This window comes from Variovorax sp. P4_D9 (assembly GCF_056401695.1).
Window position 1 is genome coordinate 1 of sequence record NZ_JBFUIU010000175.1, and the last position, 13,560, is coordinate 13,560.

Sequence of the window (13,560 nt, forward strand, 5' to 3'; positions counted from 1 at the left end):
TCCATCTGCACGTCGTTGAGCAGCTCGATGCGCGCGACCGGCACGCCCAGCTGCAGCGTGGCGATCATCGTGTCCATCGCGGCGCGGAGACTGTCGAACTGGCAGACCGCCGCGACTACGTGCTCCGGCAGGCCGAACAGGCGCAGCTGCACCTCGGTGATGATGCCCAGCAGCCCCTCGCTGCCGACGTACAGGCGCGTGAGGTCGAAGCCCGATGCCGACTTGCGCGCGCGCGTGCCGGTGCGAACGACTCGCCCGTCAGGAGTCACCACCGTCAGGCCCATGACCGTTTCGCGCATGGTCCCGTAGCGCACGGCCGCCGTTCCTGATGCCCGCGTGGACGCCATGCCACCCAGGGAGGCATTGGCGCCCGGGTCGACCGCGAAGAAAAGTCCGCTGCTTCGAATGTGCTCGTTGAGCTGCTCGCGCGTCACGCCGGCCTGCACGCGGCAATCCATCGCATCGGTCGACACCTCCAGAACGGCGTCCATGCGCGACATGTCGATGCACACGCCGCCATGGATCGCCGCCACGTGCCCTTCCATCGACGTCCCGCTGCCGAAGGCGATGATCGGCACCACGGCGCGGTGGCAAAGCCGCGCCGCCGCGGCCACTTCCTCGTTCGTCAGGGGGAACAGCACGAGGTCGGGCTGCCCCGGATCGGGCAGGCCTTCGCCGTGGCTGTGGTGCGCGCGCACCGCGGCCGAGGTCACGGCACGCTCGCCGAAGATCGACCGGAACTCGGGCAGGAGCGACTTGACCGCTCGCGCGGTGTCCTCGAGAGATTTGTTGAAGGCCATCGTTGACTCTGGGTTGATGTTCAGGCGCCGAGGTAGGCGTCGCGCACGTGGTCGTCGTGCAGCAACTGGGCGGCGGTGCCCTCCAGGGCGATGCGCCCGCCCTCCAGGACGTAGCCGTGGTCGGCGACGCTGAGTGCGGCGAACGCGTTCTGCTCGACGATGACCACGGTGCGGCCGGCGCGGGCAATGCGGCGGATGTCCATGAACATCGCCGTGGTCAGCTTGGGCGACAGCCCCATCGAGGGTTCGTCGAGCAGCAGAATGCGCGGTCCGGCCATCAGGCCGCGGGCGATCGCCAGCATCTGCTGCTCGCCGCCCGAAAGCACCCCACCCATCTCCCTGGACTTGCGCTTGAGCACCGGGAACAACTCGTACACCTCGTCCAGCGTTTCGCTCACCGCGCCCTTGTCGTGGCGCCGCACGTAGGCGCCGACGTCGAGGTTCTCCTTGACGCTCAGCGTCGAGAAGATGCGCCGGCGCTGCGGAACGCAGGCGATGCCGGACGCCACGATCTGCTCGACCGAGCGATCGTGGATGCTCTGGCCGCAGTAGTCGACCCGGCCGGCCGTCGGCTTCAGGCGACCCACGATCAGGTTGAGCGTGGTCGACTTGCCGGCGCCGTTGGCGCCGATCACCGCCACGATCTGGCCGTGGTAGGCGCGCATCGACAGGTCGAACAGGATCTGGACCTTCCCGTAGAACACGTCGACGTGCGCGAGCTCGAGCTCCGGGCGCTCGGCGATCACCGAAGGGGGCAGATCCGCTTGCATCATGGCTGTCCTCGCGTGCGCGCGCTGCGTCAGAACTTCACGGCCGAGCGCACGACCGGCTGGCCGTCTTTGATCTCGACGATGTTCACCTGCTGGTTGCAGTCGCCCGCCTTGTCGCACTTGTAGTCGGCCAGCAGGCCGCTGTAGCGCACGTTGGAGAACGCGGCGCGGATCTTCTCGACATCGGCCGACTTGGCCTCGTTGATTGCCTTGGCGGCGAGGATGGTCGCGTCGTAGTAGGTGGCCGACCACACGTCCGGCGCCATCTTGTAGCGGGCCTCGTATTTCTTGACGAAGGCCTGCACGGCGGGATTGGGATCGGTGGGCACGAAGTACGACGCGCTCATCGAGCCTTCGGCCGCGCTGCCCGCCAGCTTCAGGAAGGCGTCTTCCGAGAGCACGGCACCGGCGAACTTGAAGGGCAGGCCGAACTGCTTGGCCTGGCGCAGGATCAATGCCGCGTCGGTGTCGTGCGCCCACAGGATCACCAGTTCGGCGCCGGACTTCTGCAGCTTGGCGAGCTGGGCGGAATAGTCCTTGTCGCTCGGGTTGTGGCTCTCCACCGCCACGGGCTTCAGCCCCAGCGTCGCCATCTGCGCCACGACACGGGCCTGGCCCGACTTGCCGAAGTCGTCGTTGGCGTAGAAGACCGCGGTCTTTTCCCCGGCCTTGAGCTCGTTGCGGGCGTAGGCGATGAGCGCCTTGGCCTGCACATCGTCGTCCGAGCGGGTGCGCATCACGTAGTTGCATCCGCTGTGCGTGATCGCCACGGAGGTGCCGCCCGTGATCGACACCACCTTGCCGGTGCAGTAGGTCTTCTGTGTGGCCATCTGGGTGACCGAATAGTGGGGGCCGATCATCACCGGCACCTTGCTGACCTGCATCAGCTTGTTGACGGCGTTGATGGCACCGTTCGGGTTGTCGCCCTGGTCGTCCTCGAACAGCACTTCCAGCGGCTTGCCCAGGACGCCACCCGAGGCGTTGATCTCGCTGACCGCCAGTTCCACGCCCTGCTTGAAGTTGCGCCCGACCAATGCCTTGGGCCCGGTCTGGGGCAGCGACACGCCGATCAGTGCATCGGCCATGGCCGGAGCCGACAGGACCAGCGCGGCGGCCCCGAGCCAGCCGGCGCGCGAGAACGGGATGGAAGATGTCTTCATGGCTGATGTCTCCTGTAGATGGCGCAGTACGCGCTTGTTGAAAACCGAGGGAAGGAAAGGGAAGGGAAGGGAAGGCTTCTTGCGATGCCGATCTCAAGCGGGAGCGGGCTCGCGCGCCAGTTCGGGAGTGGGCTCTTCCGGGATCCGTTCGCCCAGGTAGGCTTCGATCACCGCCGGCGAATTCATGACCTCCGCGGGGCTGCCGTCGGCGATCTTGTCGCCCAGGTTGAGCACGACCACCCGGTCGCACATATTCATCACCAGCTTGATGCGATGCTCGACCACGAGGATCGACATGCCCTGCGCCCGCAAGTGCTGCAGGATCTGCGCGAGTTCCAGAATGAGTCCGCCGCGCAGCCCGGCTGCGGGTTCGTCGAGCAGCAGAAGCTTGGGCTTGTTGACGATGGCGCGCGCCATCTCGACCAGCCGGCTCTGGCCGAAGGACAGGTCGCCTCCGCGGCGGTACGCCAGATGCGCCACGCCCATGCTGGCAAGGGCTTCCAGGGCGGCCTTGCGGCTCTGCTCCTCGCGCGAGCCCGCCTGGTCGAGCGGCGCACGGTGGGCCACCATGACGTTCTCGAGCACCGTCATCGATTCCCACAGCCGGACATTCTGGAAGATGCGCGACACGCCCTTGCCATGGATGGTCCATGGGGCCTGTTTGTCGATGCGCTCGCCGCCCAGTTCGATCGCGCCCTCGACGCCGACCGTGCCGGAACAGGCGTTGATCATGGTCGACTTGCCCGAGCCATTGGGTCCGATCAGCCCGAGGATCTCGCCGCGCCGGACATCGAACTCGACGTCGTTGAGCGCCTTGACGCCGCCAAAGCTGCGCGAGACGCCTCGCACCTTGAGCAAGGCCTCGGCGCCGGCGGGCACCGGGGCACGGGCACCGAGCGCGGATGACGCAGCCGCTGCCGCGACGCTGAGATTGAGGGGCGTCGAAGGCGCTTCGCCCACCGGCTCGCGCTTGCCGGTCAGGAACGAGCCCAGCAGCCAGTCGCCGACGACGCCGAGGCCCCGCGGCGCGACCAGCAGGATCACGACCACGCCAATCCCGAAGGCGGCCAGGTAGTAGGTCTGCAGGCCGCGCAGCGCCTCGGGCAGGACCGTGATCACGACCGCGCCCAGAAAGGTGCCGGCGATCGACCCCAGCCCGCCGAGCACGACCATCAGCATCATCTTGATGCTCTCGAACACCGTGAAGTTGCTCGGTGCCGCAAAGCCCACGAGCAGCACGTACAGGCCGCCGGCCAGGGCCGCCCACGCGCTGCACACCACGAAGGCAATCGTCTTCACGCGGCCCGAGTCGACGCCCATGGCTTCGGCGGCGATCTCGTCGTCGCGCACGGCACGCATGCTGCGCCCCGTGCGGGCACGATGGAAGAACACCGTGACGGCGTAGGCCGCGAAGCACAGCAGCAGCAAGGGAAAGTACAGCTGCCGGTCGATGTTGTCGCCCAGGGCCGGAATGCTCAAGGTCGGGATGTCGCGCATGCCCATCGGACCGCCGGTCAGCGATTCCTCGTTGAGTGCGACCATGCGAAAGATCTCGTTGAGCGCCAGCGTGACGATCGCCAGGTAGTGGCCCTTGATGCGCGTGCTCACGGCGCCCAGCACGACGCCCACGGCGGCGGCCAGCGCCATCGATGCCGCAAGGGCGAGGAACCAGGGCCATGACAGCCGCATCATGAAGAGCGCGGTCGCATAGGCCCCGAAGCCCACCAGGGCTGCCTGGCCGAGCACGATCTGGCCGGTGATGCCGGTCGCCACCTGAAGCCCCAGCGCGGCGATCGCGAATATCCAGGCCAGGTTGAGGACGTGCAGGTAGTAGCTGTTGAGGTCCAGTGCGATCGGCATGGCGAGTGCCGCGAGGACGACAATCCACGCCGCGGGGCGCATCCAGTTGGGGTTCATGGCGGGCTCCTCAGGCGCGGTCGGCATTTCGCTCGGGCAACAGGCCCTGGGGACGGACGAGCAGGAACACCAGCAGCAGGCCGAAGGCGATCGCATCCTTGTAGGTCGACGAGATCGTGAAGGCGCCGACGTTCTCGATCACGCCCAGCAGCACGCCGCCGAGGATCGCGCCCGGGACGCTGCCGAAGCCGCCGATGATCATCGCGACGAATCCCTTGAGGCCCACCAGCGTGCCCATCTCGGTCGTCACGTAGAACAGCGGCGCGAGCAGGATGCCGGCCAGCGCGGCCAGCACAGACGCAAAGGCGAAGGTGCCGGCGAGGACGCGATTGACCGGAATGCCCATGAGCAGCGCGGTCTCCCGGTCGAGCGCGGTGGCGCGCATCACCTTGCCGATGGTGGTGTAGCGCAGCACCAGGTACTGCAGGGCCATCACCACGACGACCACCGCCATGATCACGAGCTGCTGCACCGGAACCCGCACCCCGCCCACCGTCACCACTCCGTCGCCGAACGGGCTGGCGTAGAGCAGCGGTTCGGGGCCGTAGATGATGCGGGCCATCTCCTTCAGGAAGATGCCGAAGCCGACCGTGGCGATGATGGCGACCAGCGCCTTCTGGCGCTGCAGGCGCGCAAACACCAGGCGCGAGAACACCGCGCCGAGCACCGCCATCACCACCGCCGTCAGGATCGCCGCGAGCCAGAAGGGCAGGTGCAGGCTGGTGGTGAAGGTGGCGACGAAAACGAAGGCGGAGAAGGTGAGGAACTCGCCGGCCGCGAAGTTGACGATCGCCATGGTGTTCCACACGTAGGCGTAGCCGAGCGCGATCAGGGAATAGATGCAGCCCATCGCGAGGCCGCTGACGATCACTTGTCCAAGCATGTCTTGTCTCCGGAAAGGATTCGCACGCGGTGGGGTCCGGGTGCCGAATGAATCACAGGCTGTCCACCATGCGCAGCAGCGCGACCATGCCGGGGTCGTCCATCCCGATGGTCTTCTCCGCGAACATGCGCGCCCGGCCGATGCGGTTGGGCTTGTCGCGGAAGGCATCGAGCGCGGCGCGCGCCGCGGCGCTGGCGACGCTGCGGCCGTCGGCGCCTTCGGGCGACGCGGCCAATGCGACCTGGATGGCGTCGAGGCCGTCGAGCACGGTCTTGTCGCCCAGGCCGGCGCCGCCACGCGCCGCGAGGGTCGCGACCACTTCAGCCAGCATGGCCGCGAGTTCCGTGCGGCCTATCCGGTCTCTGCCTGCGCATCGCTTGGCGCAGGTCATGAGCGCAACCGTGAGGAGGGTGCCGAAGCTCGACCCCGACGCCTTGGCGGTCGCCTGCGCGCAACGCCTGAAGATGCCTTCCAGCGCCTCCGGCAGATCGGGCAGCGCCTGCTCGACCATCGCGGCGCATTTGTCGAGCGTGGCGCCCAGGTCGGCGTCGCCGAGGCGGCCGTCGAGCGTATTTAGTTCGGGGGCGCAGGCGTGCAGGCCCGCGCACCAGCGGGGCAGGGCGGCGGCCAGCGTGGCGGCGTCGAGCATCAGCGCACGCTCCAGAAGGGGCAGTCGGCCGGCGCGGCCAGCAGCGCTTCCAGTTCCGGGTCGAGCTTCATCACGCTCAGCGATGCCCCCGCCATTTCCATCGACGTCGCATAGCGGCCCACCAGCGAGCGCGCGATCCTCACGCCGCGGCCTGCGAGCACTGCCGTCACCCGGCGATAAAGGATGTAGAGCTCTTCGGCGGGCGTCGCGCCCAGGCTGTTGACCAGCACGGCGACGCGGTCGCCCTGCGCCAGCGCGAGTTCCGGCAGCACGTGTTCGAGCATCTCGTCGGCCAGGGCGTCGGCCGGCTTGAGCGGCCCGCGCCAGATGCCTGGCTCGCCGTGAATGCCCATCCCGAACTCCACCTCCTGCTCGCCGATGGCGAAGGAGGCCTTGCCGGATTCGGGCACCACGCAGGGACTGAGCGCAACGCCGATCGACCGGCAGGCGTCATTGGCCTTGCACGCCAGCGCGGCCACCTCGTCCAGGCTCGCTCCGGCAGCGGCCTTGGCGCCGGCGACCTTGTAGACCAGGACTAGGCCGGCGACGCCACGGCGCTTTTCGCGCTGCGCGGTCGGCGCACTCGCCACGTCGTCGCAGACCCGCACCGAGGCCACCGGCAGGCCCTCTAGTTCGAGCATCTCGGCCGCCATGTCGAAATTCATGCGATCGCCGCCGTAGTTGCCGTAAAGCTGCAACACGCCTGCGCCGCCATCGGCCGCGCGCATCGCCTCGATGCAGTCGTCCATGCGCGGGCCGGCGAACACATTGCCGACCGCGCAGCTGTCGAGCAGCCCGTCGCCCACGTAGCCGAGGAATACCGGCAGGTGGCCCGAGCCGCCGCCGGTGACGATGCCCACTTTGCCCGGCACGGCGCCGCTGTTGCGCGCGACCACGCGGCCGCCATCCCCGCGGCGTTGCAGTTCCGGGTGGGCCAGGCACATGCCGTCGAGCATTTCGTCGACGTAGGCGTTGGGGTCGTTGAGGATTTTCTTCACGGTTGTCTTCGTCTGTTCGGGACGCTTGCGCGCACAGGCGCGCACGGCGGAGCCGGCGCGGGCTTGTGCCCGGCGCCTGCGTGGGTCAAGGGGCTCAGTCGGCCTTGAGGCGGCCGTCCTTGGTGGCCTGGGTGGCCAGTGCGTACTCGGCGTCGAGGATCCGGGCGAACTCCTGCGGCGTGCTGGACATGGCGACGCTGCCGAGTTCACGGGCGCTGTTCACCGTCTGCGGGTCCTTGACTGCCTGGGCCAGCGCAGCGGCCAGCTTGTCCTGCACGTCCTTGGGCGTTCCGCTGGGCGCGAGCACCCCGACATAGGTCGTGCCGTCGATCTCGCCGAAGCCAAGTTCCGCGACGGTCTGGACACCGGGAAGCGACGGGTCCTGCACCGGCCCCAATACCGCGAGCGGCTGGAGCGTGCCGCCCTTGATGTGCTGCAGGGAACTGGTGACCTGGTCGAAATGCACGTCGACCTGGCCGCCGATCAGATCGACCAGCGCCGGACCCGAGCCCTTGTAGCTGACGATCGTGAACTTGGTCTTGAGCAGGCTCTCGAGTTGCAGCAGTGCCAGGTGGTTGGGCGTGCCGGGCCCGGAATGCGCGGCGGTCAGCTTGCCCTCGCCAGAACGGGCGTAGGCCGCGAACTCCTTGAAGTTCTTGAAGCGGGTGTCGTTCTTGCGCGAAAGCAGCACCATCGAACTCTTGTTCACCAGGCCGATTGGCGCGAAGTTCGACCGGCTGTAGCTGGTCTTGACCATTTCCGGGACCGTGACCACCACGCCGGCGCCACAGAGCAGTAGCGTGTAGCCGTCCGGCGCGGCGCGCGCGACCTGCGCCGCGCCGATCGACCCGCCGGCGCCCGCGCGGTTGTCGACCACCACCGACTGGCCCAGTACCTTGCCAAGCGCCACGGCCACGGTGCGGGCGACGATGTCCGTGTTGCCGCCGGGCGCAAAGGGCACCACGAGCGTCACGGGCTTGCTCGGAAAGCCCTGGGCCCAGGCCGGCATGCCGAACGCGCTGCTGGCAGCGGCGACGGCGCCGAAATGGAGGATCTGCCGACGATTGATGTTCATCTTGTTCACCTGTCTCCAAGAATAGGGGGGCGAGGCCTCAGGCCTCGAAGCGCAGCACGTCGTCCAGGGCGGCCTTGATCCGGGCCAGTTGGGCGTCGCTGGTGGGGGGCATCGGCGCCCGCGGCAGGCCGGCGTTGCATCCCTGCAGCGTGATGGTCGTCTTCAGGTTCGCCGGCAGGTTGTCCCCGATCACCGCGTTCCAGAACGCCAGCATCGACTTGTGCATCTCCAGCGCCTTGACGTGGTCACCGGCCTGCACGGTATTCCACAGCGCCACGCAGACGCCAGGCAAGGCCGCAGGGGTGGCTGCGATCGTGCCGTGCGCGCCCAGGGCGAAGGACGAATACAGCAGCGCGTCGACGGCCGAGAACACCTTGCAGCCCTTCGGCACGCCGAGCAGCAGGTCGGCCATCAGCTTGAGGTCGCCCTGGCTCTGCTTGATGCCCTGGACCCCGGGCAATTCCTTCATCAGGCGAATCATCTGGGCCGGGCTCAGGTAGTTCCACGGCACGACGTTGTAGATGATGACCGGAATGTCGACCGCTTCGGTCAGCGCCTTGAAGTGGCGAAAGGTCGCATCTTCGTCGGGCTTGAACAGGTAGTGGACCGGCGTGACCTGCAGCGCGGCGATCGGCAGGTGCGAGATCGCCTTGGCGCGGTTGATGGCGTCGCGCGTGCTGTTGGAGATGATGCCGGCGACGATCGGCACGGCGCCGGCGACTTCTTCCACCGTGATTTCCATCAGGCGCTTGAACTCATCGATCGTCAGCGTGTGGCCTTCGCCGCTGCTGCCGCCGGGGCAGACGCCGTGCACCTTCTTGTCGAGGTTGAAGCGAATGACATTGCGGAAGGCAGCCTCGTCGATGCTGCCATCGGCGGTGAACGGCGTGACGAGGGGCGGAATGACGCCAGTGAGATCAAGACCCATGAAAAGTGCTCCGGTGTGCGATGAAAACGATGAGAATGGCGACTGATGTCGTGCTGAGGTTCAACTATACCCCGACTAACATGTCAGATGGATGCTAGTATTTACCCTGGGCGACCTTCGCCGCCGCCGCGGCACCTGCGACACGTACCATCATCGCCATGAACACCTCTGCCATTGCACGCTCCGAACCGACCAAACGCCCAGTGCCGAGTGGCCTCGAACCGGAGCCGGTGAACCAGCGCAGCCGCGCCTACGAGGGCTTTCGCCAGCAGATCATCGATGCGCGCATCCGGCCCGGGCAGTTCGTCTCCCAGCGAGAGCTCATGGAGCTGCTCGAGATGCCGCTCGCCGCGGTGCGCGAGCTGGTGCCTCGCCTGGAGGCGGCCGGCCTCATCAAGACGGTGCCGAAGCGGGGCCTGCAGATCGCCAGTGTCGACATGAAGCTGATCCGCAACGCCTGGCAGGTGCGGGCAATGGTGGAGCGCGAAGCCGTGGTCCATTTCGCGCGGGTCGCGAGCGACGAGACCATCGCGAAGCTCATCGCCGACCACCAGGCGATCCTGGACCGCGCGCTCAAGCCCCATCCCGACGCCCAGCTCGAAAAGGACGCCCAGGTCGTGGACTGGGGCCTTCACGACACGATGGTCGACTCGATTGGCAACGAGATCCTGTCGGAGATCTACCGCGTCAACAGCTTGCACGTGCGCCTGATCCGCTACGACGCCGACTCCATGCGTCCGGTGCAGGTAGTACCCGCGATGCGCGAGCACCTCGAGTTCCTGAACGCGCTCGCCGCCAAGGACAGCGATGGCGCACTGGCGCACATGATGTCGCACATCGAACAATCCAAGCACCGGGTGCTTGCCGGCATGCTGCGCGTGGGGCAGTTACCGGGGTCAGTCTAGGGGAGGTTCGATGATGTCGAATGCCGCGGCTTCGTTCCGCCTGCTCTTCAGGGCGAACGAGAACGATGCGGTGGCCGGTGCGCTGGTGATCGGCGGCGTGAAATGGCGGCTTGGCGACTGGCGCGACACGCCGGGCGAGGGCGAGGCGCTCGCGTACACCTGTGTGTCGTATGCCTGGGGCGACGCCTATGGGCCTCATCCTCTCGATCCTCTCAACGCAATGTCGGTGCGCGCTCTGAGCGCCGCGGAGGCCGTGATCGCATCCTTTTCTCCTTCAGCACTGTGGATCGATGCGTTTTGCGTTCCGCTGTCGGGACCGGCCCGACGAGAGTGCCTGCGAAGGCTGGGAGCCATCTATCGCAACGCATCGCAGGTCGTGGCCGTGCTGTCTCTTGCATGCGCGCCCGTGCTCGAGCGGCTTGCGCAAGGCGATCGCAACTTGCTCGAACTGGATCTCTTCGAGTCCGACGACTGGGTGGCACGGGCCTGGACCTACCAGGAGATTCTCAACAGCCAAGCAATGCACTTCATTGCCGAGGGCGGACGCGCGTCGCTCTCGGCGCTTGATCTGCTCAATGGACTGGGCCAGTTCATGGTTGAACGTGAACGCGCGCTTGGCGTCGACGCCTTCGCTCTCAAGGCGCTGCACCCGCGCCTGGACGCCCTGCAGGATCTTCTGGCCGATTGGCAGATCGGCGAGTATCTCGAGCGCCCGGTATTCCAGGTCCTGTCCGGCATGGGCGGGCGCGAGTTCAAGAATGCCGACGACCGCTATGACGCGATGATCGGCATCGTGGAGCGGGTGCCCGCCGAGCGAACATCGAATGAGCCTCCAGTCTCCGCGCTCGAGGCGTTCCTGCGCGCCTGCGAAGCCAAGGGAGACTTCTCGTACCTATATGCCGTTTCACCGCGAAGCAAGGTCGCAGGGCGAAGTTGGCGGCCGGCGTCGCAGGGCCCGTTGCGCACGCCGATCATGTGGCACTGCTTTGGATCCGGCCAACGCGGCAGCCTGACTTCGACGCAACTCCGCCTGGAGGATATGGCGCTGCTTCGCCAAGGCAGAGTCGATGAAAAGGCGCAGGAGTTCATCTCCGAATGGCTCGGCATCGACGCCGCGTCCTTCGATGCGCGCGATGCCGGTGAGCGCGCATTCCGCCGGCTGCGCGATGCCGGATTCGACGGTGCGTCACCAGCCATCGAATGTGAACCCGGCCTGGTGTTTGCGCAGTCCTTGCACGACGATGCCGCGAAGCTGGACATCGTCGTCCCCCTCAACGTGCGATGGGTCCATGGGGCGCCGGCCTTGCTGCTCGAAAAGGGACCCGGTGGCGTCAGGCGCTTCCGTGATGTCGGCGTGTTTGTCGGGACCGTGGCGGATGTGGGCGAGCCGGTCGACATCGCGTAGCGGAACCCTGCGCTTCACACCGGGCCTGCGGCCTTCATGCCACGCACACTGAAGCAGTCGACCGGACGCTGAAATCCCTTCAAGCTGAGCGCCTTCGGCGGCTCGACGTCGAGCAGCGACTCCAGTTGGGCATAGACCGGCCTCGAAATCAGGATCTGGTTGCCCTCGGCCTCGCCGCACAGTCGCGCCGCGAGGTTGGTCACGGTGCCGATCGCGCCGTAGTCCCAGCGCCCCTCGAAACCGATGGCGCCGATCGTGGCGAAGCCCTGGGCGATGCCGATGCCCAGGCCGAGCGAATAGCCGCGCCGCAGCCAGGTCTGGGCGATCGAGCCGACCCGCTCGCGGATCGCCAGCGACATCCGCACCGCGCGCTCGGCGGCGTCGGGAATGGGCACCGGATCGTTGAAGAAAACCATCATGCCGTCGCCGGTGAAACGCTCGAGCGTTCCCTCGTGCGCGAGGATCAGCTCGCCGGTCGCCGCGTGGTACTGGCGCAGCACGCCCATCACGTCCTCCGGTTCGGCGCTCTCGGCAAAGGCGGTGAAGCCGCGCAAATCCAGGAACACCACGGTGATTTCCCGCCTATGGCTCTGCAGAGGGTCTTCGGCGTCACCGCTGACGATGAGTTCGGCCAGTTGCGGCGAGAAGAAGCGCCGGAGCCGGCCGACGCGCTCGAGTTCGGCGACCTGGGTGCTGACGCGGCGTTCGAGAGATGCGTTCCAATCCTTCACCTGCGCGACCAGCGCTTCGACCTGGTCGTGCAGGCGCTTGATGCGCAGCATCGAACGCACGCGGGCGGCGAGCGCCRCATGGTCCACCGGCTTCGTGAGGTACTCGTCGCCGCCCGCCTCGAGGCCGGCGACGACGTCCTTCAGGTCGGCCATCGCCGTCACGATGATGATGGGCGTGAAGGGAAAGTCGGGGTCGGCCCGCAAGCGCCGGCAGACTTCGATGCCATCCAGCTTGGGCATCATCAGGTCGAGCAAGATCAGGTCCGGCGTGAGCTCGCGTGCCGCGCTCAGGCCCTCGAGGCCGTCGGCGGCGGAGACGACCTCATAGCCCTCGCTGCCCAGGCGCGCCTGCAGAATCTTGACGTTGGTCGCGTTGTCGTCGACGATGAGGATGCGTGGAGGGTTTCTCACCGTCAATTCTCCCGAGACAAAAAATGTAGCGGCTTCGTGGTGGTTCTACAAGGCGCGCTCGCTCGTGACTCGCGGTGGCATTGCGCTCCATTCGGCCCTTGACCGGAGCCTGGCCATCAAACTTGAACAGCTTGTTACACGGCTTTTGAAGCAGTCACCTCTTGCCTCACTGGTGGAGAGGGTGGCGCGGATTCGCGCTTCGGTGCACACCAAGCTGCTGCTGGCCTTCCTGATCATCACGCTGCTGTTCATCGCGATGGCAGTCGCCAGCCTGCTCGTCCTCGTGAACACCACCGGGCAGAGCCGCCTGCTCGACCAGGCGCATGAGCGCGTCAGCTGGGCGCAGCAGAGCCAGCATGCGTTGGACCGGCAGATGCATTTCACGGCACTGGCCCTGCTGTCGAAGGACGAGGCCGCCATCGAGCGCATCCTGCGCGAGAACAACCGTTTCAACGAGTCGCTGGCCAAGCTGGAGACCGCCACGGCCGCCGGGCAGAAGGGCCTGATCGACCAGATCCGCGCTTCGCAGGACGACGCCATGAGCGTGGTCGCCGACATCGCGAATGCCATTCGCGACGGCAAGCTCGGGGACATCACGAACGATCTTCTCCAGCGCGAGGAGCGCCTCGACGCGCAGATCGCGTTGCGCATGAACCAGCTGGTCGACGTGGAGCAGAGCCGCATGGCACGGCTGCGCGAAAGCGTCGGCGCCGCCAACCGCAGGTCGCTGATCCTGACCCTGATCTTCGCCGCGAGCGCCGTGCTGCTGGCCTGGCTGTGCGGATTCGTGATCTCGTGGTCGTTCATCCTCCCGGTGCGTGCGGCGGGTGATTTCCTGGACGAAGTCGCGGCGGGAAATTTCGGGCGCAAAATCTCGGTGCCCAACCGTGACGAATTTGGAGCGCTCGCCGACCAGATGAACCACATG

Annotated in this window: 13 protein-coding genes; 3 read left to right on the plus strand and 10 right to left on the minus strand. The window is 66.9% G+C overall.

Features of this window, described 5'->3' with window-relative positions:
• The 9 genes from AC1DY5_RS19635 to AC1DY5_RS19675 form a co-directional block, all read right to left on the minus strand.
• A partial coding sequence (locus AC1DY5_RS19635; protein WP_478113994.1) for an FAD-binding oxidoreductase occupies positions 1-800 on the minus strand: 800 nt, incomplete at its 3' end.
• Positions 801-820: 20 nt separating this feature from the next.
• On the minus strand, positions 821-1,573 hold the full coding sequence (locus AC1DY5_RS19640) for an ABC transporter ATP-binding protein (protein WP_478113996.1): 753 nt from the start codon (positions 1,571-1,573) through the stop codon (positions 821-823).
• Positions 1,574-1,599: 26 nt separating this feature from the next.
• Positions 1,600-2,730, minus strand: coding sequence for an ABC transporter substrate-binding protein (locus tag AC1DY5_RS19645; protein WP_478113998.1), 1,131 nt, complete (start codon positions 2,728-2,730; stop codon positions 1,600-1,602).
• A 93-nt stretch (positions 2,731-2,823) separates the two neighbouring features.
• Complete coding sequence (locus AC1DY5_RS19650; RefSeq protein ID WP_478114000.1) at positions 2,824-4,647, minus strand: branched-chain amino acid ABC transporter ATP-binding protein/permease; 1,824 nt, start codon at positions 4,645-4,647, stop codon at positions 2,824-2,826.
• A 10-nt stretch (positions 4,648-4,657) separates the two neighbouring features.
• Positions 4,658-5,530 (minus strand): branched-chain amino acid ABC transporter permease, encoded by an 873-nt coding sequence (locus AC1DY5_RS19655; RefSeq protein ID WP_478114002.1) that lies wholly within the window; start codon positions 5,528-5,530, stop codon positions 4,658-4,660.
• 52 nt (positions 5,531-5,582) lie between these two features.
• A complete protein-coding gene (locus tag AC1DY5_RS19660) occupies positions 5,583-6,179 on the minus strand; it encodes a DAK2 domain-containing protein (protein ID WP_478114004.1) in 597 nt (198 codons plus the stop codon).
• On the minus strand, positions 6,179-7,177 hold the full coding sequence (locus AC1DY5_RS19665) for a dihydroxyacetone kinase subunit DhaK (RefSeq protein ID WP_478114006.1): 999 nt from the start codon (positions 7,175-7,177) through the stop codon (positions 6,179-6,181). The genes AC1DY5_RS19660 and AC1DY5_RS19665 overlap by 1 nt, the downstream gene beginning before the upstream one ends.
• Before the next feature lie 94 nt (positions 7,178-7,271).
• Positions 7,272-8,252 carry a Bug family tripartite tricarboxylate transporter substrate binding protein gene (locus AC1DY5_RS19670; RefSeq protein ID WP_478114008.1) on the minus strand — a complete coding sequence of 327 codons (981 nt, stop codon included), beginning with the start codon at positions 8,250-8,252 and terminating at the stop codon, positions 7,272-7,274.
• 37 nt (positions 8,253-8,289) lie between these two features.
• Entirely contained in the window at positions 8,290-9,180 is an 891-nt protein-coding gene (locus AC1DY5_RS19675; RefSeq protein ID WP_478114010.1) for a dihydrodipicolinate synthase family protein, read from the minus strand.
• 158 nt (positions 9,181-9,338) lie between these two features.
• On the opposite strand from AC1DY5_RS19675, the gene AC1DY5_RS19680 reads away from it, so the two are divergent.
• Together AC1DY5_RS19680 and AC1DY5_RS19685 are read left to right on the plus strand one after the other, a co-directional pair.
• Positions 9,339-10,085 (plus strand): GntR family transcriptional regulator, encoded by a 747-nt coding sequence (locus AC1DY5_RS19680; protein ID WP_478114012.1) that lies wholly within the window; start codon positions 9,339-9,341, stop codon positions 10,083-10,085.
• Positions 10,086-10,095: 10 nt separating this feature from the next.
• Positions 10,096-11,490, plus strand: a complete 1,395-nt coding sequence (locus AC1DY5_RS19685) for an HET domain-containing protein (RefSeq protein ID WP_478114014.1) — start codon at positions 10,096-10,098, stop codon at positions 11,488-11,490.
• 14 nt (positions 11,491-11,504) lie between these two features.
• Here AC1DY5_RS19685 and AC1DY5_RS19690 read toward each other — a convergent pair whose 3' ends face one another.
• A complete protein-coding gene (locus AC1DY5_RS19690) occupies positions 11,505-12,632 on the minus strand; it encodes an adenylate/guanylate cyclase domain-containing protein (RefSeq protein ID WP_478114015.1) in 1,128 nt (375 codons plus the stop codon).
• Between the two features lie 202 nt (positions 12,633-12,834).
• Between AC1DY5_RS19690 and AC1DY5_RS19695 the strand changes: the two genes are divergently transcribed.
• Positions 12,835-13,560, plus strand: a 726-nt coding sequence (locus tag AC1DY5_RS19695) for a HAMP domain-containing protein (RefSeq protein ID WP_478114016.1), incomplete at its 3' end; no start/stop codon positions are given.

Bases quoted from the DNA above. Each gene is read 5' to 3' on its own strand.
- AC1DY5_RS19675 (WP_478114010.1), bottom strand. From the start codon at position 9,180: ATGGGTCTTGATCTCACTGGCGTCATTCCGCCCCTCGTCACGCCGTTC.
- AC1DY5_RS19650 (WP_478114000.1), bottom strand. From the start codon at position 4,647: ATGAACCCCAACTGGATGCGCCCCGCGGCGTGGATTGTCGTCCTCGCG.
- AC1DY5_RS19660 (WP_478114004.1), bottom strand. From the start codon at position 6,179: ATGCTCGACGCCGCCACGCTGGCCGCCGCCCTGCCCCGCTGGTGCGCG.
- AC1DY5_RS19670 (WP_478114008.1), bottom strand. From the start codon at position 8,252: ATGAACATCAATCGTCGGCAGATCCTCCATTTCGGCGCCGTCGCCGCT.
- AC1DY5_RS19655 (WP_478114002.1), bottom strand. From the start codon at position 5,530: ATGCTTGGACAAGTGATCGTCAGCGGCCTCGCGATGGGCTGCATCTAT.
- AC1DY5_RS19680 (WP_478114012.1), top strand. From the start codon at position 9,339: ATGAACACCTCTGCCATTGCACGCTCCGAACCGACCAAACGCCCAGTG.
- AC1DY5_RS19685 (WP_478114014.1), top strand. From the start codon at position 10,096: ATGATGTCGAATGCCGCGGCTTCGTTCCGCCTGCTCTTCAGGGCGAAC.
- AC1DY5_RS19645 (WP_478113998.1), bottom strand. From the start codon at position 2,730: ATGAAGACATCTTCCATCCCGTTCTCGCGCGCCGGCTGGCTCGGGGCC.
- AC1DY5_RS19640 (WP_478113996.1), bottom strand. From the start codon at position 1,573: ATGATGCAAGCGGATCTGCCCCCTTCGGTGATCGCCGAGCGCCCGGAG.